Raw genomic sequence first — 21233 nt, 5'->3', positions numbered from 1 at the left:
ACAACACTATAACGAAAACGTCCACTTCCCGCAATAAGCGCTTACATAGGCGTGACGTCAAGCTTTTTTTCATTTCACTTGCCAGAATCCCTCCCGCGCCCAAGCCCCTGCCCCGACTTCCAGACGAGGAACCGGCCCGACCAAGGTCCAGTTCACAAACCGTCCCCAGCCCGTTATGCCCTGCCGCCATTCCCGGTAGAATGAAGACATGAACAACGGATAACACATTCGTTCAATCGAGACTCAGTCCCCATGATCCTATTGACTTAAAAATAAATGAAAGCGAGTGGTTGACCATGAGAAAACTGTATCGTTCGGCAACGGATAAGCAACTGAGCGGCCTGTGCGGCGGGCTCGCCCAATGGCTTGGGGTTGACTCCACGGTCGTGCGGCTGATCGCCGTCGTTGCGGTATTCTTCAGCTTTGGCACCGTCGTAGCCCTGTACCTGATCGCAAGCCTCATCGTTCCCAAGGAACCGATCGGCAGCTACAGCTACGATGATCCGTTTTCCCCGTTTTGATCTGTGAAAGTTCCCAAACTCTATTAACCCTAAAGGAGAGATTCCAATGAGCAGCGTATTTGATCGTATCGCCAATCTGGCCAAGGCTTCCATTCATGAAGTGTTAAACAAACTGGAGGATCCGGTCCTGATGACCGGCCAATACTTACGCAACCTGGAGGACGACATCGCCGCCGCTGAGAAACTGTTGAAGGAGCAGCAAATGACCGCGACCGTTCAGGAGCGAAAAAGCGCAGATATCGCGCATCTGGCCAAGCAAAGTGAAATTCGGGCTTTGACCGCTCTGGAGCAAGGCGATGAAGTGACGGCGCGCCATGCGGCTGCGGAGAAAATCCGTTACGAGGAGCAAGCGCAGCTGTACGCCAAAGAAGCGCAGGAGGCCCGTGACCGCGTCGCTGAGCTGGAGATTCGCATCGCGGAAGGCAAAGCGGAGTTTGCCCGCTTGAAGGAGAAACGTAACGAGCTGGCAGCCCGTGCCCGCAAGGTACAAGTCAAAGCCGAGACCGAACGGCCGAACTTTAGCCGCGGCATCGAAAGCGGCGCAGCCGCGCGGGGCTTCGAGCGCATGGAGGAGAAGATCCTGAGCTGGGAAGCTCAGCAAGAAGTCTCCGCCAGCTACGGGAGAACGGCCGGTGTCGCGGATGCAGGCACAACCCAGTCCGCCGCCGTCAACGAAGAGCTGGAACGTCTGAAGGCGCAATTGTCGAACCGGCATTCCTGAGCCGTTCATATATAGAGGAACCGACCGAGAGAGCGCCGATCGAGTTAAGCATGAAAAAGAGCCCGGCAAGAACAATCTCTTGCCGGGCTTCTTCATTTGAAAGCTTATGATTTGCCGTCCTTGCCAGCTTTGAACACTTCGCCGATCGCGCCGAGGCTTCCCAGCGTTTCGATCGCATTCGATGGGAGAAATACCTTGTTGGCCGGTCCCTTGGCCACTTCCTTCAACGCTTCGAAGGACTGGTACGCCAGGACGGCTTCGGTTAAAGCAGCGTCGCGCAGCATTTCGATCCGCGTCTTTTCGGCGGCGGCAATCGACTCGATCGCTTTTGCTTGACCCAGCGCCTCCAGCTCCTGGGCTTGGCGGAAGCCTTCGGCTTCGCGAATACGCGCTTCCTTGTCGCCTTCCGCTTTCAGAATCTTACTTTGCTTGTCACCTTCCGCACGCAGGATCATATCCTGCTTGGCGGCTTCGGCCTCAAGCACGATGGCCCGTTTGTTCCGCTCGGCCTTCATTTGTTTGTCCATCGCTTCTTGGATATCGACCGGCGGCCGGATGTCGAGGACTTCTACCCGTTCGATCCGCACGCCCCACTTCTCGGTCGCTTCATCAAGCGCCGTCCGGATATCGGTTGAAATCTTCTCCCGACCGGACAACGTTTCGTCCAGTTCCATTTTACCGATGATCTGACGCAGCGTAGCTGTTGTAATGTTACGCACCCCGTACACAAAATCAGAAATGCCGTACGTTGCTTGTTCCGGATTTACAACCTGATAGAAAATAATCGTGTCGATCTGCACCTGTACGTTATCTTTGGTGATGACGGTTTGCGGCGGCACATTCGTCTGTTGAATCCGCAAATCGTGATACGTCCGCACCTGGTCGATGATCGGGATCAGGACGTTCAGACCCGGCGTCAGCAAACGGTTAAATTTACCGAGCCGTTCAACGACACCCACCCGTTGCTGCGGTACGATTTTGACTGTCAGTGAGACAAATACGACAACAACGACCACAATGACCGCAATAATTGCCCATTGCATTAAGTAATTTCCTCCCATCTTTCTACTTCGATAATTGTACTGCTTCGCGCCAGCACCCGAACCTTCTCATCCCTGCCGATCGGGACGGAGGCCTTCGCGCTCCACGAATCTCCCCCAACCTTCACGATGCCGTATTGACCGGGTTCAATCGATTCCACAACGACGCCTTGCTTCCCTACCAGTTCGGTACCGATATCCTTAAATCCTTTTGCTGTGCGAAATTTTCTGGAAAGCGGCTTCGTAAACACCGTCAGGACTACGGCGACCAGACAGCCCAAAGCGACCTGCCAGAAGTAAGCTTCGGGGGCCACCAAAGCTACAACTACCGCAACCAGCGAACCGATGCAGAGCCATAGCAGGTAAAAAGTCATCGTCATCATCTCAAGTACCAATAAGATTCCGGCGACGATGAGCCAAATCGCCCACATTTCCATCCCCCTGTTGCACCACCTTTCAGCATTATAGTTATTTATACGGGAAACATACCAAAAAGTATCAAGGAATCGTTGGAAATAGAAAAAAAAGCACCCCAGCACACCGCCGGAATGCTTAATTCAAACGTAAAGAGCTCTGATTTCCTGAGTTACCGGTACAATGCCAACAGCCGGAACACCGCCGTTTTGCTCTCCACCTCTTCTTCTCTTCCATATTCAAAGGAGTCGACGATATAGAGCCGGTCGGCTTTCTGCAGAGCTACGGCGAAGTTTTTGACTTCCGCCAAGCTCCCCCGGAGCTGAAGCTGCAGCGACATCACGGTGAACCCCGCCGTACTGAGCTCCGCTTCATTTAACAATCCGGAAGCCCCCAATGCAGAAGGAACGCCGTCTGTCGACGATGAACCTGCGGGCAGACTGTTCAAAATGGACACACTTCCGTCCAGAGACAAGGAATTATCTACGGCCGCGGCATCAGCGGAAACCGCAAAGGACCCGCCGCTTTCCGGCCCTTCGAAGACAACCTCCCGAATCTGTACGCCGGAGGACTTGGCCGCTCGTTCCAGGTCTAGCAAAATCCCTTCCCGGTCGGGCTCCTCCGGTACCGCTGCCTCCCGCTTGGCCGTATCGGCCAAAGCGTCCGATGCTGCTGCATCTGCCCGTTTGGCCTCAACAATCGCCTGTGTTTTTTGCAGAAATAATTGTTTGGCTTCGTGGTCGGACGCCAGGTTCGCCGATTTCTCCATCTCCGGCCGGTATCCGAAGAAATAAAACGATCCCGCCGCTAGCAGCACCAGCGCAGCAACCAGCATCCAGCGGGCTCCGGCCGATCCGGAGCGATGTTCCGTATTCATTCGCCGTCACCTGCCTGTTCCGCCGTTCCCGTTCCCGGCTTCAGCTCAAATGTGCCGATATACCCCCGCCCCGGCAGCTCTTTCACCGATTGAATCAGCTCGCCGCTTAGTTCCGGCTGTTTACGCAGCGCGGTGGAATAGGCACTAGCTTCACTTAAGCTGGCGAATCGGCACGTCCAAGTGAGTACGGTCTCTTGAAAGCGTACCGTTTCCAACGTGCCCCCAGCGGGAAGCGGGGCTTCCAGGCTGGTGATGAGCGCCTTCACATCCGGCCGCTGTCCACTTAGCTTCTCGATCAACTCGATGCCCGCCGCTCCGATTCCCGCAGTCCCCAAGCTTTGCAGTTCGCTTTGCAACTCCGCCTGCTGCCGTTCCGTTTCGGCGATTCTCGTAGTTAATTCAGCAGCCGTCTCGTGAACGCCCCAAAAGGCATACCCAAAGTAAGCGCAAAGCCCAAGCCCGGCGAGCAGCAACAAGAGCGGGAGAAGGACTCCAGAGGAAGCCGGACGCGGCTTGGGAGGGAGCAAATTGATATCGATCATCGGCCTTCCGCTCCCTTCATGGCGAGGCCAAGGGCAATCGCATAGCTGCCTTGGTCGGCGATTTCCTGTCCAGCAAAATACGGGGACAAGTCCACTTCGGACACGCTCACCTGATCAAAAGCCGCCGACAGCTGGCGCACGATCTCCGGCTTGTCCGGCGCGGCGCCGGCAATCACGATGCCTTGCACGCGTTCATGCCCTTCATGCAGCGTATACTCATAGAAATTCATGATCCGGGTCACCGAGGAGACGATCTCCCCATACCGCCACGTATTCAGCTTGTCCCCGGACATCGGCTCCAAGGGAAACGTGCGCACGAAATCAGGCAACCCCTGGTGGTAGGTATAGACCTCCGCTTCTTTGGCTTTGAAATTAATCGCCATCACATTGCCGGATTCCCCTAGCAGGCGCTGCTGCCGAAGGATGCGCGACAGCGCAATGGCCGCCAAATCGACCGCTTCCAGACGAAGTCCAGCTTGTTCCAGTGAAGACACCATCTCTTGAATGATCGGACGCGGCACGGCGGCCACAAACGTGAGCAGCGCCTCCCCCTCCTCGCGCTCCTCGATCCAATGGTAGTCAATCACCGGATCCTCAAACGGCAGGCGAATGCTGCCTTCGATCTCCAGTTCGGTCACGCGGCGTTGCTGCCTTTTGCTCACCTTCGGGACCTGGAGCAAGCGGATAAACGATTGGGAGGTGGGCGCCGCTAGACGAACTTTCTTCCCGGCTAGTCCCCGGCGGTTCGCCCAGCGCTTCACCATCTCGGTGAAGCCGGACACGTCGGGAACCCCGTCCTCGTTCAGTTCGGCATCCACCGGCAGCAAGCCGGCCCGTTCTACGATGCCACGTTTGGCGTCAAATTTGACGAAACGGATTCCATCCTCATCGATCGTAATCCCAATGTGGGCCGACCGCCGGTTTAGTAAAAAGGAATGACGTTTTGCAGATACCAATGGATGATCTCCTTTCCATACATGTAAACCACCAGGGTGCCGATTGCCAAAAAGGGACCAAACGCCAGCGTCTGGCCGCGTCTTCTGCGGCCCCACGCCAGCTGCAGCAGTCCGGCGGCCGCGCCGGCTGCGCTGGCCAGAAACAAGGCCAGGAGCACGCCGGGAAAGCCGACGACCCAGCCAAAGACGGTCAGCAGCTTCACGTCGCCCATCCCCATCCCTTTCCCGGAGGTGAGGAGGGCGATCAGCAGCAGCAGACCGCCGCCGCCAAGCGCGCCCAGCGCTTGGCTCCACAACGGCACGCCGCCCGCCAGCGGGGCGGCGACGAGCAGCACGGCGCCGAAGCCTAGGACGGCGCCGTTGGGGATAATATGCGCGGTCAGGTCAGTGACCGCGCACAGCACGGCCAGCGCGCTCAGCAGCAGGCCGAGCGCCCATGCGCCCGATGCACCGAATTGCAGGTGCATCAGCGCGAACAGCGCCGCCGTCCCAAGGGCGGCGGCCGCTTCGCCCGCTGCCGGGCCTGCGGCTTGGCTGCTGCTTGCGCGCAGCAGCCCGCGCTTCGCCACCAGCCGGCGCCCGTACCACGCCAGGACCGGCCCCAGGGCCAGCCCACCGGCAACATTCAGCGCCGTCAGGATCATATTCGCGTCCATCCGCTTCAGTCTGTAGAAGAAGCAAGCTTCTTACCTGCTTTTAATTCAGAGGTTTTAAAACTGACGCTATCACTGCCGATGATCAACGTGACTACAGCATTCTCCGTATTCCAATTGTCCAGATTTACGGAAGTATTGTCGCCTAATGCCGCCCCGGTTTTGGGATCTGTAATTCCGCTCTGGATGTATTTTTCACTAACCAAGTCGGACAGCTTATGCGTCCCTGTAACTTCCCCGTTGTTTTTCGTAATCGATCTCAATCTCGCCGCTTCATACAGCTGGTTTGCCGTTGCTGTTCTGGCATTCTCCTTCGTATCGTTCAACAACCCGGAAATCAAAGGCACCGCGATTGCAGCGATCACCCCGATAATGACGATAACGGCCAGCAACTCGACGAGCGTAATCCCCTTCTCTTCCTTGCGCAATCGTTGAATCCGTTGGATAAGTGCTGTCATAATAATTAACCTCCTAAAATAATTTGCTTCACTTCGTGAGCTCAACCCAATTCAGCTGATACTTTGATAAATACTAAGCATCGGGATCATTACCGAAGCAATGATAAAGCCAACCACGCCAGCCAGCAGCAAAATCATCGCCGGCTCGATCAGCTGCTTCAGCTTGTCCACCGTGTTCTCAACGTCCCGTTCATAAAAATCGGCCACCTTGCCCAGCATCGCATCGATCGAACCGGTCTCCTCACCAACCCGAATCATCTGGGTGACCAGCGGCGGAAACACCCACGACTGGCGCAGCGGCTCTGACAGCGGCCGTCCTTGGCGCAGCGATGCCTGGCATTCCTGCAGCGTCGCTCCGATCACCCTGTTGCCGACGGCCTTCTCTACGATCGCCAAGGCTTGAAGCACCGGCACCGCGCTGGCAAACAACGAAGACAACGTCCGCGTCATCTGGGCGATCGCGCTTTTCCGATTGAGCATCCCGAACACGGGGACTTTGAGCTTGATATAATCCCAAGCATACGCCCCTCGCTCCCACTTCAAGAGCAGGTAGACCACAGCAACCGCCGCCAAAGCGGCCAGCAGCCATACGATCCAATGCTGTTCCACACTGCGGCTGAGGGTAAGCGTAAACCTCGTAATCGCGGGCAAATCACCGCCTAATTCAGCGAACATCGCTTGAAAGCGGGGAATCATAAATTTCAACAGGAAGATAATCACAAACACGGCCATCACGCTGACGATCAGCGGATAGGTCATCGCGGACTTCACTTTCTCCCGCGTGACATGCGCTTTTTCAAAATACACCGCAAGCCGCTCCAGCGTCTCTTCCATGCTGCCTGCCTCTTCCCCTGCGCGAACCATATGTACAAAGATCGACGGAAAAATCCGCGGGTACGCCGCGACCGCCCCGGAGAGCGTATTGCCCTTACGGAGCTCGGCGGTTACTTCAGCCAGCGTCTTCTTCAGCGGTTTGCTTTCCGATTGCTCCGCTAAGATCGCGGTCGCCTCCACGATCGAGATTCCCGCCTTAATCATCGTGGCAAACTGCCGGCAAAACACGACGAACTGCTCGTTCTTCACCGGGCTGCCCAGGTAAAACTCTTTATTCCACACCGTCTCGCGCTGCTCACGCAGACCCGTTACTACGATTTGCTGCCTCTTGAGTTCGGCAAGCGCGGTTGGCCGATCCGGGGCTTGCAGAGCCCCTTTGCATCGCTTCCCCACCACATCCTTGCCCTGATATACGTACTGGGGCATCTTCCATCTGTCCTTCCGCTTCACACATCTGCTGTTTACTTAACCTCGTGAATTAATGAGGGCTTTCCGCTAGGTATGGCCGGGCTGCAGCCTCATCAATGGCCCCTTGCCGCAGCAGCTCACGCAGACTCATCTCCAGCGTGTGCATCCCAAGCTGGGAGCTTGTCTGCATCACGCTTCGAATTTGGTGCACCTTCTCCGTCCGGATCAGGTTGCCGACCGCCGGCGGATTGAGCAGCAATTCCGTCGCGCACACCCGCCCTTTCCCGCTGCGGGACGGAAGCAGCCGCTGCGATAGGATTGCCAGCAACACCGAAGCCAGCTGAATCCGGATCTGCCCCTGCTGGGCCGGTGGAAAAGCATCAATGATCCGATCGATCGTTTGCGGAGCGTCCGCCGTATGTAAGGTGGCAAAGACGAGATGACCGGTTTCGGCCGCCGTGATGGCCGTCCGAATCGTCTCCGGATCGCGCATCTCGCCAACCAAGATGATATCCGGATCTTGACGAAGCGCAGCCCGCAGTCCGTTATCAAAAGACAACGTATCCAGCCCCACCTCCCGCTGATTAATGATCGACTTGTCGTGGCGGTGCAAGTATTCGATCGGATCCTCCAGCGTTACGATATGCTTGCGCTGGGTATGATTAATATGGTCAATCAACGAAGCCAACGTCGTTGATTTGCCGCTTCCCGTCGGGCCGGTAACCAGAAACAACCCTTGCGGCTTCTGCGCCAGCTTCAACAGCACCGGCGGCAAATTTAACGTTTCGAAGGGCGGGATCGAAGGCGAAATGACCCTGGCCGCGATGCTGATCGAGCCCCGCTGCCGGAAGACATTGATGCGAAACCGGGAGAGGCCCGGCACGCCGTAAGAGAAATCCAGCTCCCCGAACTCCGTGAATTTCTTATACTGCGCCGGGCTCATCAGCTCTTGCACGATCTGCTCCAGCATGGACGGCGAGAGCAGCTCTCCGTCCAGGGCGCGAAGCGCTCCATCGATGCGCAGCACCGGAGGCGAATTCACCGTCACGTGCAAATCGGAGGCGCCGGCATCAAACGCCTGCTTCAACAGTCCGTTAAACGTCCCGTCCGTCACGATCGGTCCTTGATTCATCGCTCTCCCTCTTCCACTTCACGGATGATTTCCTGCAAGGTGGTTTGTCCCTCCAGCGCTTTCTGGATCCCGTCGGCAAACAACGGCGTCATCCCTTGCTCCTTCGCCATCCGGCGCAGCTCATGAATTGAGCGGCCTTCCACAATCGCCGTGCGCAGGTCGTCGCTGATCAGCAGCGCTTCATGCACCGCCATCCGGCCACGGTAGCCGGTTTTGCCGCAGGTGCCGCAGCCGTTGCCGCGGTACAGCTTGTCCGTTTGAATGCCGAGACGCTCCAGATAAATCATTTCCTGCCGATCTGGCGTATAGGCCGTTTTGCAGTCCGGGCAGATGCAGCGCACCAGCCTCTGGGCCACGATCCCGATTAGCGACGAGGCGATCAAGTACGGCTCGATCCCCATGTCACGCAGCCGGACGACCGTACTCACCGCATCATTGGTATGTAAAGTCGAAAATACGAGATGCCCGGTTAAAGAAGCACGAATTGCAATCTCCGCCGTTTCCAGATCGCGGATTTCCCCCACCATGATAATGTTGGGATCCTGACGCAGGATGGAGCGCAACCCCCTGGCAAACGTCAATCCGGCAGCCGGATGAACCTGCATTTGGTTCACGCCGTCCAGCGTGTACTCCACCGGATCTTCGACCGTAATGATATTCGTTTCTTCCCGGTTCAAGTGCTGCAGGGCCGAATACAAGGTCGTCGTCTTCCCGCTCCCCGTTGGCCCGGTCAGCAGAACCATGCCGTGCTGCTTCTCAATCATGCGCCGGAACAGGCTTAACGTCTGCTCCGTCATGCCCAGCTTGTCCAAGCCCTTCACGCCTTCGGCAAGGTCGAGCAGCCGCATGACGATTTTTTCTCCATGGACGGTTGGCAGCGACGACAAACGGATATCGATCGTTTGGCCATCCACCAGCATTTTGATCCGGCCATCCTGCGGTAACCGCCGTTCAGCGATGTTCAGGTTGCCGAGAATCTTCAGCCTGGCGATGATGACGCCTTGCATCGACTTCGGAATCGTCCGCTCATTGCGCAGCTGTCCATCAATCCGATAACGGATCGCCAGTTGGGTCTCCATCGGATCGACGTGAATGTCGCTGGCGCCAAGGCGCACCGCCTGCTCAATCATTTGCTGCACCAGCCGGACGACAGGCGATTCCTCACCCTGAATCACCGCATCTTCAACTTCAATTTGAGCGGTGCCGGCCCCAAGATCCTTGATCATTTCATTCATGGAGTCCTGCAGACCATACAACCGGGCAATGCCCCGCTGCAGCTCGCCCCGCGAAATAATCGCCGGTTCGATCGTAAAGCCGGTGCTCATTCTGAGGTCGTCGATGATAAACAGATCCAAAGGATCGGCCATTGCAACCATGAGTTTACGTCCGTCTACGCGGATCGGAAGCACTTGATACCGTCTGGCCATTTGCTCCGGAATGACCTGGCTTAATTTCGTATCAATTTGAAACCTGGATAGTGTGACATGAGGAATACCCAGCTGAAATTCCAACACCTCGATGAGCTGGTGCTCCGTCAAGACGCCTTGTGCTAACAACACGTCACCAAGCTTTTTTCTGGTGCGCTGCTGTTCCTCCAAAGCGGCTTGCAGCTGCTGCTCCGTGATGATTCCGGATTCCAGCAGAAGTTCACCCAACCTTTTCTTGATCGTGTACATGGTTCACCTCATCCCTGTTGGAGTTTTCATGCGATTTAATTAATAGTTCTATTGTCCTATTTATAGCAAACAAAAATAGTTCCAGAAAAATAAATCGTAGTAATTTAATACCGATTATATACCTTTCACTAAAACGATGCTATCATTTTTGTAGTAAAATATACCTAGATTACATAGGTCGACAGAACTCTCTATCGATTAACAACACTCTGCATATGTATCCCGTTTTGAAAGCGAGGGGACGGTCATGGAACCTGCCTATAGACAAAAAAAATCACCTCTTCTCCGGGCATTTGCGCGGGAAGACGGTCTGACCTTACTTGAGGTAGCCCTGGCGTTAGTGATTCTCTCCGTCGTCTGCTTAGCTTTGTTATCTTATTTCTCGAACAGTGCATCGCAGAGCAGACTTACGAATCAGCGTTTATCCGCAACCCATCTGGCGAACGCCCGACTGCACGAGGTGCAAGCGATGGGGTTTTCGCAGCTGCAGACTTGGGCTAGCCGATCCCCGGGAACGCTGCCGAATATCACTCGCGGAATCTATTTGCTAGAAACCGAGGTGAGCAGCCATCATTCGGACTATCCTTCCCATCCTGACATTCTGTACATCACCGTAACAGCCTATTGGCAGCCTGACCCATCCCAGGGCGCAGGCGAATATAGACACAAAGTCTCGATAACCGGGGCTGTGAAGAAAAACTACGCAATCGCCGGAGGGGGCTCGTCATGAAGCATCGATTGCGGCTGATTCGCCGGGAAGACGGAATTACGCTGGTGGAGCTGCTGGCCGCCTTGGCTTTATCCGGATTGCTGGTCGTCCTGGTGTCTACCGTGCTGACCACATCGCTGTTCGCTTTTGGACGGGTTAACCATGAAACCCAGCTTCGGAACGAAGCGATCACGCTCAGTTCAGCCCTTCAGACCAAGCTGAGAAACGCCGTGTCCATTTCGGGCTCGGGCACCTTTACGCAATTTCAAGCGGAAGTGGTCACCGATGCGCTGACGGAAACGACCCAGACGCTCCGCTTTCAGCTTGTCGGGGGACAGCTTCTCCTCAACGGCGAACGTTTCAGCGACGAGAGGTTGGATTTAACCGGCACCACTTTTTCCAAAGGCCCTAACGATCTGTGGGTGAACCTTCAAGTGGCGCTAAAGAATGAGCCCAAGGTCGAGCCAATCTATCTGTTCGTTTCCATCAAACTGATTTCGTGAGGTGCGTGTGGATGACAAAACGAGGACTAGCCACAATCCGCCAAGAGCAAGGTTATGCTTTAATCTCTGTGCTGCTCTTAGTTGCCATGCTGCTCGTGATCGGCACGCTGGTCGTGCAGTCGGTAACGAATTCTCAAGGGATGGTCAACGTCTCCGAAGATATCGTCTCCGCCCAAGCCGACGGCGAAACGAAGCTGCTGATCAAGCTTTCCGATTTGCGGGCGGCCGTGATGGCGCTGAGCGATAGGGACAAAGTGACGTTGGAAGACGTGCAAGCCGCTGCCGCCCCCTATGTAGAGGCTGAGACAGTCACCTTGGACACCGAAAACCAGCGGTACGTTGCCGTTGTCAGAGCCGATGGGGTATCGGACAAAATCACGCAAACCTTCCGGCGAAAGGTGGAGATTACGCTCGCCTTCACTCCTACCGACCCTTCTCCGGGAACCGGAACGGGCGAGTACGCCGTAGTTAGCTTTGGGTCCACGGCTTTGAACGGAACGACGATCAACGGGAATGTCTATTCGGCTGGAGCAGTAGCCAACAACCAGTCCCACATTAACGGTGTCCTTGTATCCCCTACCTTGCCGGGATCGAGTCTAACTCCGCCAAAAAGATTAGATATCACCTCCATCGTGAATCAGCTCGATCAGGACCTGAAGACGACGAAATCGGCCCTTTTTGCAACCCCGGCGACACAACTGGACTTCGAGGTTCGAACTAGCACCCAGTTCACGAAATCAACCGTATTAAATGCGATCAAATTGATGCCCAACGTTGCTTTAAAGGTGGACGGCGACCTCTGGGTAAAAGGCGGGGTTACGATGGAAGCCAATTCGTCTATCGTGGCCAGCGGGATCATTTACATTAGCGGGGATTTGTTGATCAACAACGGAAACAATATGAAATTGCAAGGCAGCTTAATTAAAGTGAACGGAACCACCAACTTTAACAGCGAACCTACGGTGAACATCACCGGCGATTTTTATGGAAGCTCCTTGAATACCAGCGGTACGCTGTTCGCCCAAAACATCTATCTCACAGGAGCCTCCAACATCAATAATTTAAACGGCAGCAATCAATTTTCCTTATTCGCTGCGGGTTCGGTCAATGTGAACAACGGGACTGCCCCCTCGGCCTTAACAGGCCACATCTATACGAACGGTGCGCTTCATATTAACGGGAACAACAAAGTAACCATCAACGGTGCAGCTTCTTCCCCCGCAACTCCCGAGAAACCGTCGGAGATCAAGTTCGAGGAAAAATATTTTGTTATTAACTGAGGGGGACTCACAGGGCCAACGCTATCTCATGACCCTCGTGACCTTCGTGCCCCCCTCTGGCTCCTCTTTCCATGATTATCCCTTTCGTTCAGAAATGGAAGGATTGAGTGAGGTGATCCCCGCCCCCCCCTGATGCAACGGGATAATCATGAGAAGCGTGCGGCTGACATAGGTACCCTACACAGAAAAACCGCCGGGCATACGCCCAGCGGTTTTCGTTTGCATTTCCCATGCGATGTATTAAGCAGTCACAGCGTCCAAGTCCACGTCGCGTTTGAACGCCTCGGTGTCGTTCTCGCCCAGAATCTTGCCGGTGATTACGCCAGCGGTGATCGAATCGTTGACGTTCAGCGCCGTCCGGCCCATATCGATCAGCGGCTCGACGGAGATCAAGAGACCCGCCAAAGCAACCGGCAGGTTCATTGTCGACAGAACGATCAGCGAAGCGAACGTAGCCCCGCCGCCAACGCCGGCAACCCCAAACGAACTGATCGTTACAACCAGGATCAACGTCAGGATAAAGTCCCAGCTCATCGGGTTGATCCCAACGGTCGGAGCGATCATAACAGCCAGCATTGCTGGGTAAATCCCGGCGCAGCCGTTTTGTCCGATCGTTGCACCAAACGAAGCCGACAAGTTGGCGATTCCTTCTGGAACGCCCAGACGTTTCGTTTGCGTCTCCACGTTCAACGGAATCGTTGCCGCACTCGAACGCGAGGTAAACGCAAATACCAGCGTCGGGAACACTTTACGTACATACTGAATTGGATTGTAGCCAAAGGCGGCCAACAGAATCAGGTGAATGATGAACATCACGATCAGCGCCACATACGAAGCTCCCACGAACTTGATCAGCTTCAAAATCTCTTCGGCGTTGGTCGTAGCAGCGACGTTCGTGATCAACGCCAAAATCCCATAAGGCGTCAAGCGCAGAACCAACGTAACGATCCGCATCACAACGGTGTAAACCGCTTCGACCATTTTGCGGAACGTATCCGCCTGCTCAGGCTTTTTCTTATCGAGTCCAAGTACCGCTACCCCGATAAATGCCGAGAAAATCACGACCGCCAAAGTCGAGGTGCTCCGCGCACCGGTCATATCCGCAAACGGATTGGTAGGAATGAAGTCGAGCACCTGCTGCGGAATTGTCTTATCTTCCACTGTGCCCAGCCGGTCTTCAAGTGCCGCCCCGCGCGCCTGCTCCCGTTCGCCTGCCTCGATTTCAATTGCCTTCAGATCGAAGCTCAAGCTGGTCACGATGCTGACGCTGGCCGCAATCGCCGTCGTAATCAGCAATACCGCGATGATCAGACCGCTCATTTTACCTAAGTTTTGTTTCCCCTTCAAATTCATGATTGCCGAAATAATCGAAACCATGATCAGCGGAATAACAACCATCTGCAGTAGCCCGACGTAACCACGCCCAGCCAGGTTAAACCAGTCGGTTGATTTCGCGATAACCTCAGAGCCGGCGCCGTAGGACACCTGCAGGATAACTCCAAACACGAGCCCAAGCCCCAGTCCGGTAAACACCCGCTTGGTAAAGGATATGTGCTTCTTCTGCATCCAAATCAGAACGCCGATCAGCACGAGCATAACGGCTACATTAATGATAATACGCAAGGTATCCATAACCTGATCTCCCCCTGAATATGTCCTTAAATTCGTGTTCGCACCTTGATAGGCAAACGCCGAGTTGCGAATTACAAATCGTATGATAACACATATACAAGTATTTTGATAGGATTAACTTTCACACAGCTTGTCACTAAATTACAAAGGTTGTCCCTGCTCCACACAGTAAGACTTTGCCTCATCCCCACATCTCAAATTCTAACGTTTGCATACTGATATATTGCATAATTGGGATAAATTAGATTCATTTTTACGGATACCAATCTAAATTTTCATGGTTTTGTTCAATAACAATTATAAGAACAGGCGATTATCTAATTAATATGGAGATAACTAATGATTTCGTCTTAATAATTATGTAATTTACTTATATTAACTGAAATTTCCTTAAATTCTCCTTGTGCAAACGTTTTATTTTTCTTGTTGCTCAGGTATGATGGTGAAATAAAGGTACTTTTGCGAAAGGAAGATGTTCGATGCAAACCCCAAGTCTTCTTCAGCGAACGAAGCTGCGGCGAAATGGAAGCGCTGTCCCGTTGCTTCCCCCGCACCTGCTTCGGATCCTGATCCTGCTCTTGGTGCTGCTGCCGATGCTGCTTGCCGGCTGTACCGATACACCGGGCAGTAAGAGCACCGCCTCGGAACCAAAAGGGAATTCCAACTATACAGCAGCCACAAGCCCGAACCCCCCTGAAGGCGGGAAAGCCGCTGCACCTAATGCGGTGGATTCCCAACCCTCTACGGTTTTTTATGAAATTTTTGTCCGTTCCTTTGCCGACTCGGACGGCGACGGCATTGGGGATTTCAAGGGGCTGATCAGCAAGCTCGACTACTTAAATGATGGGAACCCGGATACGGATACCGACCTGGGGATTGGCGGCATCTGGCTGATGCCGATTAATCCTTCGCCAAGCTATCACGGTTATGACGTCACCAACTACAGGGACATCAATCCGGATTACGGGACGATGGACGACTTCCGTACGTTTTTGAATGAGGCCCATAAGCGCGGGATAAAGGTCATTATGGATCTGGTCGTCAATCATACCAGCAAAGAGCATCCGTGGTTCACCCAATCAGCTGCCGATCCAAACAGCCCGTACCGGGATTGGTACGTTTGGGCCGAGGATCAAGGCCGTGCTGTGTCCGGCACCAGTGCCGCCGGAAGCGGCAACCCTTGGCATAGCCTGAACGGCGGCCATTACCTCGGAATCTTCTGGGACGGGATGCCGGATCTCAACCTCGATAACCCGGAAGTACGGAAAGAAATGATCGAGATCGGACAATTCTGGCTGGAGCAAGGCGTGGATGGGTTCCGCCTGGATGCAGCGAAGCATATCTACGAGGATTTGCTGACCGACAAGAGCCAAGAAACCACGAACAAAAATGTGGCTTGGTGGCAGGAGTTCCGCAGCGGGCTCAGCGAAGTCAAGCCGGACGCCTATCTCGTTGGCGAGATCTGGGATCCTTCCGCAGCGCTGATCTCCTCCTATCTGGACAAAGCCTTGGATTCCGGGTTTAACTTCAGCCTGGCCGAAACGATCCTCAGCAGCGTCAAGAACGAAAAGGACGCGAACATTCCTTTTACGCTGGAGCGCACGTATAAGCTGTACAATGAAAAATCCGGCGGCAACTTCGTCGACGCTACGTTCTTGACCAACCATGACCAGAACCGGGTCATGACCCAGCTGGAGGGAGATGTGCCGCACGCGAAGATGGCCGCGAGCCTGCTGCTCACGCTTCCCGGCAATCCGTACATCTATTACGGCGAGGAAATTGGCATGTTTGGGGCGAAGCCTGACGAGCTGATTCGCGAGCCGATGCGTTGGACGCCGGACGACAGCGAAGGCCAAACGACCTGGGAGCCCGCCAAAAACAATGCCGGCATCAAGGGCCTCAGCGTAAGCGAGCAAACCGGCGACTCCGCCTCCCTGCTGTCGCATTATCGCCAGTTGATCCGGATGCGCAACGATATTCCGGCGCTAAGGGACGGAGCAATCCAGGAATATACAACGGATCAGCCGGGAATCACCGCGTTTGTTCGCTTGACAGAAGACCAGGCGGTGCTCGTCGCTCACAACTTAACCGGTCAAGAGCTCACGGTCTCCTTGGATCCGAATCAAGCAGACGGCAAGAGCTTCACCAAGCTGTTGGCGGAAACAGGCGAAGGCGCCAGCCTCAGCGGCAATACGCTGACGCTGCCTGCGTATTCAACAGCGGTATTAGAATAGTAAAAGGCCCTGCCAGCTAACAAACAGCTGCAGGGCCTTTTTAAATGTAACGGACTGTATGGACGTTATTTGCTCATTTTTCGCATATTTCAAAAACTAATGGACTCCAGTGACGTTATTCGGGCTAAAACTAGCGTTTGGAGCTATCCAAGCAGCAAATAGCGGCTCCTGGGTCCGTTAGTTTTCGAGGATCCCGCTGATCAGCGGATATAACGGCATTTGAGTCCGCTAGCGACACGAAAACACGACAGACAATTAATGACTCGCCGCGCCTTCACCCTGGAACGCGCTGAGCGAACGCTGCAGTTGCCCCGCCAGTTCCTCCAGACGAGCCGACAGTTCAACCAACTCGGCGCTGACCCGATGCTGCTCTTGAGACATAGAGGCTACCTCTTCGGTGGAGGCGCTGGTTTGCTCCACAACCGAGCTGACCGTGTCCACAAAATCCTGCAGGGTCGCTTGCGATTGCAACAGCTCCTGAACGGAGGCCGACGAGCTTCGGATCTCCGTCACGAACCGCTCCATCTCCCCTTTAACGTTCTGGAAGATGCCGGCTGCTTCTTTGACGGCCTCGGTTTGTGCCGCAAACAGCGGCGCAATTCCCGTCAACACCTCCACCGTTTGTCCTATTGCCTCCTGGATTTCCTCGGTGATCGCCGATACGGTTTGGATCGATTCCCCCGAAGCGGCTGCCAGCTCGCGGATCTCCCCGGCAATGACCATAAAACCTTTGCCGGCTGCCCCGGCACGGGACGCTTCGATCGAAGCATTTAACGACAAAATGTTCGTTTGCTTGGTCATCTCCACCATAGGGGCAAGGATCGAGCGGATCGATTGGGTGCTTCGGCTGAGCTTCGCCGAATTCTCCTCTAACCGCGCCGTCATCCGCGACACGGCTTCCGTCTTCTCCACCAGTTCCTCCATATGCGCTTCCCCATTGCGGCTGACCTCGATGACACGTCCGGCCGAATCGTCCATCGCTGCGTTCAGACGAGCCACCCGGCTCATTTGATTGCCAATCTGCTCCGCTGTCTCGGTGCCCTTGTCCGCCTCCACGGCCAAGCTTTCAGCTCCGGCGGCGATTTCTCCGGTCGCCTGCGCAATCTCGGCGGCGGTCTGCGACGTATCGCGCGATGCCTTCGTCAGATTCTCCGCCGTAGCCAGCAGCTCCACGGCGGAATCATTTGTCCGGTCCACCAGCCGTGAAATTTGCTCCAGCATCCGGTTGAAGCTGTGTCCCAGCCGACCGATCTCGTCATGCCCTTTAAAGTTGGTACGCACCTGCAAATTTCCGCGTTCGCCTTCCTCCATTAATCGGCACAGCTGCTCCAAGGGCCGGCCGACCATGCGCACCAGGAAATAGCCGATCAGAGCCGCAACGACCACGGCGCCCAGAAGCACGAACAACATGACGACAAGCAGCCGATCCGTCGCACTCAAAAAGTCGCTCTCCGGAGCATATCCAACAATCCGCCAGTCGACCGTTTTCAGCGGCCGGAACACGACCAGTTGCTGAACTCCTTGCTCGTCTGGCGCCTGGAACGAGCTTTCCCCCGATTCCGCCCGTTTGGCATCTACCTTAATTATGGATTCCGTCTCCAGGAGAGCGGAATCGTTCGCATGGACAATCCGGTTATCGGCGGTAAGTACCCGCACCTGACCGGTTTTCCCGATTTGCAGGTTGCCCAAAATATCCCCCAGAGCCTGCGCCTTAATCTCAAACAGCAGGATGTACTCAGCCTCCGGGTGATTGATATTCCGCAGCAAGCGGGCCATCGTGATCGTCGGCTCGGTATAAGCGTTAAAGAAGCCCTTCTGTAACGCCGGGAACCACACGGGCTCGCCGGTTGCTTCCAATACCTCCTTCACCCGGATTTCCACCGCCTCATCCGTACGCACCGAACTGACCCCTGAAGATTTGTACGACTTCACGTCTTCCAAGTCCTTAGAAACAAGACGCACTCCCTGAAGACGTTCATCGGCACTCTTCAACGCGTCAAGCTTCTTGCGGATCCGGTCCTCGGCTTGCGTCTTCACAACGGTTCCGATTCCCGGCTGGTTCACCGTCTCCAGATCGCTCCGCAGCGTCTGATCAACGGCCAATTGCCGCGACGTAGCCTCATATTGTTCGAACAGGAAGTCGAGCTTGTCCGCTGCCTGCTCCACCGCCTGAGTGGAGGCGGAAGCCACTTGCTCCCGGATGATCTCCCTGGACGCCCGGTAAGAGCTGAACCCCAGCACCACCGACAACACCACGACTGCCGCAAATACGATCACAAACATCTTTAGGCCCACGGAATTCCAGTGCCGCCCACCGCGAAGCTTCTTCATTTCCGCATCCCCTTTTGTTTTATGTATAAAAAGGGTATAGCCCCGCTTTGACTGAGGCTATACCCAGGTGTTGATCAACTCTAGCTGCATTATCCTTTGCTGGCGCCCGAAGTTAAGCCGTCAACAAGCAGCCGCTGCAGGAACATAAACAGGATCGTGATCGGAAGCGCGATCAGAACCGCCCCTGCGGCAAACAGCGTAAAGTTGCTGTTCTGATTGCTGCTGACCATATCCCACATCCCGACGGCCAGCGTCCAATTTTCCTTCGTCCGCAGGACGAGCCGGGCAAAGATGAAGTCAACCCAGGGACCGACAAATTGGGTTAACGCCATATATGTCAGCATCGGCTTGGACAACGGCAGAATGATGCGCCGGAAGATCAGGAAGTTGCTCGCTCCGTCGATCCGCGCCGCTTCATCCAGCGATCGCGGAATTGTATCGAGGAAACCCTTGGCGATAAACGTACCGCCCAGCGGAGCCCCAGCCGCATATACGATGATCAGAGCCAAATGCGTATCCAGCAGCTGCATCTCCCGCAGCAGCAGATAGATGGCGATCATGCTCATGAATCCCGGGAACATCCCAAGCACGAGCAGGCCGGAAAGCGCCGTTTTGCGTCCGCGGAACCGGAACCGGGAGAGCGCATAGCTCGTAAGCAGCGTCAGCAGCACGCCCAGAATCATGGAGCAGACAGCAATTTTCAACGTATTCAGGTACCAGGTGCCAAACAGATAGGTTTTGGATGTAAATAGTTCGTGATAATGATCAAACGTAAATTTTTCCGGAATCAACGTTTTGCTGTAAAGCGATTTACCCGGCCGCAGCGAACCGAAGACGACCCAAAGCACAGGGTAGACGGCGGCAATGCACAGCAGGATCAGCACAATGTAGCTGGCGCCCAGACGAATCGCGTTTCGTATTTTCCGTCTGCTCATTGGATCATATCCTCCTCTTTAAACGACTTGGTTCTGCGGTAGTTGTAAATCGAGAACGAAGCGATAATGATGAAAATGATGATCCCGATCGCAGAGGCCATGTTGTATTTGTTTTGGTTCAACGTCAGCTTGTACAGCCACGTTACCAGGAGGTCGGTCGCCCCGGCATACTGATAATCGCCCTTCACCGGATCGCCGCCCGTTAACAGGAAGATGGCGTTAAAGTTGTTGATGTTACCGGCAAATTGGGTAATCAGCGTTGGTGCGGTCGTGAACAGAATCATCGGCAGCGTGACGATCTTAAATTTCTGGAACCCGGTAGCTCCATCCACTTCCGCTGCTTCGTACAAATCCTTTGGAATCGTCGTCAGCACGCCCAGAATCAGCAGCATGGAGACCGGAATCCCCACCCACATGTTAACGACGATAACCGTCACTTTCGCCCAGAACGGGTCGGTTAACCACGGCAGCCCGCCCAGACCGAAATAACTAAGATATTGGTTGATTGGACCAAACTGACCGTTAAACATATTTCTCATGACAAGCAGCGAAATCAGCTGCGGAATAGCGTAAGGAAGAATTAAAATCGTTCTCCATAGCCCTTTGAAGCGAATGCCCTTTTGATTAATAAGTAAGGCGACAAGCATACCACCGAAATAAGTCGTTACCGTGGACAAAATCGCCCAGATAATCGTCCAGGTCAATACGCCGTAAAAGGTATGGCTCCAGGTTTTGAGTGCCACCAAATTTTTAAAGGTTTCGAAGCCAACCCAATCGACCAGCATGGCCGGCGGGATGTGCTTCGGCGCCGAATAGTTGGTGAACGCAAGCAGAATCATGAACAGAATCGGCATTACGGTAAAAAATAAAATCCCGAGGGCGGGAATGCTCAAAAATGCAACAGCGAACTTGTAATCCAGGATATAACGTACCGTTTGCTTAAAGTTATTCGGTGTCTTGCCTTTGTCCCGTTCGAGCCCGATGGCGCGAGCATCGCGGACGTTCATCACATAAACGATAATAAAAACCGCCACAAACAGCAGCGTAATCAAGCTTTGAATCATGATGAAGATCGAATGATCCCAGCTTCCGTTCATATTGGCTCCGGTTCTTGGCGTTTCACCAAGCGTAACGATTCCCCAGAGCGCAAACCCTAAGTTTCGGATCAAATAGATCACGCTAAATGCTTCAAAAAGGACGAACAACAACCCTTTGATATATTGTCGATTGTAGAGTTGTCCTAGGCCCATGCACAGTATCGACAAAAGCGTCGCCCGATCCCGATGTTGGTGTCGGTCCATTTCCCTTCCTTCTCCTCTCCCTTGGGAAATTAAGGATGACCCGCCGCTATCAGCGGCGGGCTCAACCTTCCCTCAC

Annotated in this window: 20 protein-coding genes; 6 read left to right on the top strand and 14 right to left on the bottom strand. The window is 54.5% G+C overall.

Annotated elements, in window-relative coordinates:
- Positions 1 to 296: 296 nt before the first annotated feature.
- Together U9M73_RS20335 and U9M73_RS20330 are read left to right on the top strand one after the other, a co-directional pair.
- Positions 297 to 521 carry a PspC domain-containing protein gene (locus U9M73_RS20335; RefSeq protein ID WP_260070484.1) on the top strand — a complete coding sequence of 75 codons (225 nt, stop codon included), beginning with the start codon at positions 297 to 299 and terminating at the stop codon, positions 519 to 521.
- Positions 522 to 567: 46 nt separating this feature from the next.
- Positions 568 to 1242 (top strand): PspA/IM30 family protein, encoded by a 675-nt coding sequence (locus U9M73_RS20330; protein ID WP_009223954.1) that lies wholly within the window; start codon positions 568 to 570, stop codon positions 1240 to 1242.
- 104 nt (positions 1243 to 1346) lie between these two features.
- Here the strand turns inward: U9M73_RS20330 and U9M73_RS20325 are convergent, their stop codons facing one another.
- The 10 genes from U9M73_RS20325 to U9M73_RS20280 form a co-directional block, all read right to left on the bottom strand.
- The gene (locus U9M73_RS20325; protein ID WP_260070485.1) at positions 1347 to 2285 is read right to left on the bottom strand and encodes an SPFH domain-containing protein; all 939 of its coding nucleotides are present in this window, start codon (positions 2283 to 2285) and stop codon (positions 1347 to 1349) included.
- Positions 2285 to 2719: an NfeD family protein gene (locus tag U9M73_RS20320; protein WP_028539829.1), complete on the bottom strand. Its 435-nt coding sequence runs from the start codon at positions 2717 to 2719 to the stop codon at positions 2285 to 2287. Before U9M73_RS20320 ends, U9M73_RS20325 begins: the two co-directional genes overlap by 1 nt.
- 149 nt (positions 2720 to 2868) lie before the next feature.
- Entirely contained in the window at positions 2869 to 3573 is a 705-nt protein-coding gene (locus U9M73_RS20315; protein WP_323078881.1) for a hypothetical protein, read from the bottom strand.
- Positions 3570 to 4115, bottom strand: coding sequence for a hypothetical protein (locus tag U9M73_RS20310; RefSeq protein ID WP_323078880.1), 546 nt, complete (start codon positions 4113 to 4115; stop codon positions 3570 to 3572). The genes U9M73_RS20315 and U9M73_RS20310 overlap by 4 nt, the downstream gene beginning before the upstream one ends.
- Complete coding sequence (gene pilM / locus U9M73_RS20305) at positions 4112 to 5071, bottom strand: type IV pilus biogenesis protein PilM (protein WP_009223949.1); 960 nt, start codon at positions 5069 to 5071, stop codon at positions 4112 to 4114. The genes U9M73_RS20310 and pilM overlap by 4 nt, the downstream gene beginning before the upstream one ends.
- Positions 5038 to 5715 (bottom strand): prepilin peptidase, encoded by a 678-nt coding sequence (locus tag U9M73_RS20300; RefSeq protein ID WP_051417100.1) that lies wholly within the window; start codon positions 5713 to 5715, stop codon positions 5038 to 5040. Before U9M73_RS20300 ends, pilM begins: the two co-directional genes overlap by 34 nt.
- A 17-nt stretch (positions 5716 to 5732) precedes the next feature.
- Positions 5733 to 6182 (bottom strand): prepilin-type N-terminal cleavage/methylation domain-containing protein, encoded by a 450-nt coding sequence (locus U9M73_RS20295; RefSeq protein WP_009223947.1) that lies wholly within the window; start codon positions 6180 to 6182, stop codon positions 5733 to 5735.
- Between the two features lie 51 nt (positions 6183 to 6233).
- Positions 6234 to 7442 (bottom strand): type II secretion system F family protein, encoded by a 1209-nt coding sequence (locus tag U9M73_RS20290; protein ID WP_036644415.1) that lies wholly within the window; start codon positions 7440 to 7442, stop codon positions 6234 to 6236.
- Between the two features lie 52 nt (positions 7443 to 7494).
- Positions 7495 to 8556, bottom strand: coding sequence for a type IV pilus twitching motility protein PilT (locus U9M73_RS20285; RefSeq protein ID WP_009223945.1), 1062 nt, complete (start codon positions 8554 to 8556; stop codon positions 7495 to 7497).
- Positions 8553 to 10232, bottom strand: coding sequence for a GspE/PulE family protein (locus tag U9M73_RS20280; protein ID WP_323078870.1), 1680 nt, complete (start codon positions 10230 to 10232; stop codon positions 8553 to 8555). Before U9M73_RS20280 ends, U9M73_RS20285 begins: the two co-directional genes overlap by 4 nt.
- 247 nt (positions 10233 to 10479) lie before the next feature.
- Between U9M73_RS20280 and U9M73_RS20275 the strand changes: the two genes are divergently transcribed.
- Genes U9M73_RS20275 through U9M73_RS20265 form a run of 3 tightly spaced genes read left to right on the top strand, consistent with a single transcriptional unit; the run spans position 10480 to position 12724 of the window.
- Positions 10480 to 10962, top strand: coding sequence for a type IV pilus modification PilV family protein (locus U9M73_RS20275; RefSeq protein ID WP_028539823.1), 483 nt, complete (start codon positions 10480 to 10482; stop codon positions 10960 to 10962).
- Complete coding sequence (locus tag U9M73_RS20270) at positions 10959 to 11444, top strand: prepilin-type N-terminal cleavage/methylation domain-containing protein (protein WP_009223942.1); 486 nt, start codon at positions 10959 to 10961, stop codon at positions 11442 to 11444. The genes U9M73_RS20275 and U9M73_RS20270 overlap by 4 nt, the downstream gene beginning before the upstream one ends.
- Positions 11445 to 11455: 11 nt before the next feature.
- Complete coding sequence (locus U9M73_RS20265) at positions 11456 to 12724, top strand: hypothetical protein (protein WP_323078867.1); 1269 nt, start codon at positions 11456 to 11458, stop codon at positions 12722 to 12724.
- A 240-nt stretch (positions 12725 to 12964) separates the two neighbouring features.
- On the opposite strand, the gene U9M73_RS20260 is transcribed toward U9M73_RS20265, so the two are convergent.
- Positions 12965 to 14356, bottom strand: coding sequence for an L-cystine transporter (locus U9M73_RS20260; protein ID WP_028539820.1), 1392 nt, complete (start codon positions 14354 to 14356; stop codon positions 12965 to 12967).
- Between the two features lie 479 nt (positions 14357 to 14835).
- Between U9M73_RS20260 and U9M73_RS20255 the strand changes: the two genes are divergently transcribed.
- Positions 14836 to 16590, top strand: a complete 1755-nt coding sequence (locus U9M73_RS20255) for an alpha-amylase family glycosyl hydrolase (RefSeq protein WP_323078864.1) — start codon at positions 14836 to 14838, stop codon at positions 16588 to 16590.
- Positions 16591 to 16845: 255 nt separating this feature from the next.
- Here the strand turns inward: U9M73_RS20255 and U9M73_RS20250 are convergent, their stop codons facing one another.
- From U9M73_RS20250 to U9M73_RS20240, 3 genes are all read right to left on the bottom strand, one after another.
- Positions 16846 to 18921, bottom strand: a complete 2076-nt coding sequence (locus U9M73_RS20250) for a methyl-accepting chemotaxis protein (protein ID WP_323078862.1) — start codon at positions 18919 to 18921, stop codon at positions 16846 to 16848.
- A gap of 89 nt (positions 18922 to 19010) precedes the next feature.
- Entirely contained in the window at positions 19011 to 19856 is an 846-nt protein-coding gene (locus tag U9M73_RS20245; protein ID WP_009223937.1) for a sugar ABC transporter permease, read from the bottom strand.
- The gene (locus U9M73_RS20240) at positions 19853 to 21157 is read right to left on the bottom strand and encodes a carbohydrate ABC transporter permease (protein ID WP_009223936.1); all 1305 of its coding nucleotides are present in this window, start codon (positions 21155 to 21157) and stop codon (positions 19853 to 19855) included. The genes U9M73_RS20245 and U9M73_RS20240 overlap by 4 nt, the downstream gene beginning before the upstream one ends.
- Between the last annotated feature and the right edge of the window lie 76 nt (positions 21158 to 21233).

It is taken from the genome of Paenibacillus phoenicis, from assembly GCF_034718895.1.
Classification (GTDB): domain Bacteria; phylum Bacillota; class Bacilli; order Paenibacillales; family Paenibacillaceae; genus Fontibacillus; species Fontibacillus phoenicis.
This window is presented reverse-complemented; position numbering and strand designations above follow the sequence as displayed.

Excerpts from the sequence above, each read along its gene's own strand:
- U9M73_RS20335 (WP_260070484.1), top strand. The coding sequence starts at position 297 with ATGAGAAAACTGTATCGTTCGGCAACGGATAAGCAACTGAGCGGCCTG.
- U9M73_RS20330 (WP_009223954.1), top strand. The coding sequence starts at position 568 with ATGAGCAGCGTATTTGATCGTATCGCCAATCTGGCCAAGGCTTCCATT.
- U9M73_RS20325 (WP_260070485.1), bottom strand. The coding sequence starts at position 2,285 with ATGCAATGGGCAATTATTGCGGTCATTGTGGTCGTTGTTGTCGTATTT.
- U9M73_RS20320 (WP_028539829.1), bottom strand. The coding sequence starts at position 2,719 with ATGGAAATGTGGGCGATTTGGCTCATCGTCGCCGGAATCTTATTGGTA.
- U9M73_RS20315 (WP_323078881.1), bottom strand. The coding sequence starts at position 3,573 with ATGAATACGGAACATCGCTCCGGATCGGCCGGAGCCCGCTGGATGCTG.
- U9M73_RS20310 (WP_323078880.1), bottom strand. The coding sequence starts at position 4,115 with ATGATCGATATCAATTTGCTCCCTCCCAAGCCGCGTCCGGCTTCCTCT.
- U9M73_RS20300 (WP_051417100.1), bottom strand. The coding sequence starts at position 5,715 with ATGATCCTGACGGCGCTGAATGTTGCCGGTGGGCTGGCCCTGGGGCCG.
- U9M73_RS20295 (WP_009223947.1), bottom strand. The coding sequence starts at position 6,182 with ATGACAGCACTTATCCAACGGATTCAACGATTGCGCAAGGAAGAGAAG.
- U9M73_RS20290 (WP_036644415.1), bottom strand. The coding sequence starts at position 7,442 with ATGCCCCAGTACGTATATCAGGGCAAGGATGTGGTGGGGAAGCGATGC.
- U9M73_RS20285 (WP_009223945.1), bottom strand. The coding sequence starts at position 8,556 with ATGAATCAAGGACCGATCGTGACGGACGGGACGTTTAACGGACTGTTG.
- U9M73_RS20280 (WP_323078870.1), bottom strand. The coding sequence starts at position 10,232 with ATGTACACGATCAAGAAAAGGTTGGGTGAACTTCTGCTGGAATCCGGA.
- U9M73_RS20275 (WP_028539823.1), top strand. The coding sequence starts at position 10,480 with ATGGAACCTGCCTATAGACAAAAAAAATCACCTCTTCTCCGGGCATTT.
- U9M73_RS20270 (WP_009223942.1), top strand. The coding sequence starts at position 10,959 with ATGAAGCATCGATTGCGGCTGATTCGCCGGGAAGACGGAATTACGCTG.
- U9M73_RS20265 (WP_323078867.1), top strand. The coding sequence starts at position 11,456 with ATGACAAAACGAGGACTAGCCACAATCCGCCAAGAGCAAGGTTATGCT.
- U9M73_RS20260 (WP_028539820.1), bottom strand. The coding sequence starts at position 14,356 with ATGGATACCTTGCGTATTATCATTAATGTAGCCGTTATGCTCGTGCTG.
- U9M73_RS20255 (WP_323078864.1), top strand. The coding sequence starts at position 14,836 with ATGCAAACCCCAAGTCTTCTTCAGCGAACGAAGCTGCGGCGAAATGGA.
- U9M73_RS20250 (WP_323078862.1), bottom strand. The coding sequence starts at position 18,921 with ATGAAGAAGCTTCGCGGTGGGCGGCACTGGAATTCCGTGGGCCTAAAG.
- U9M73_RS20245 (WP_009223937.1), bottom strand. The coding sequence starts at position 19,856 with ATGAGCAGACGGAAAATACGAAACGCGATTCGTCTGGGCGCCAGCTAC.
- U9M73_RS20240 (WP_009223936.1), bottom strand. The coding sequence starts at position 21,157 with ATGGACCGACACCAACATCGGGATCGGGCGACGCTTTTGTCGATACTG.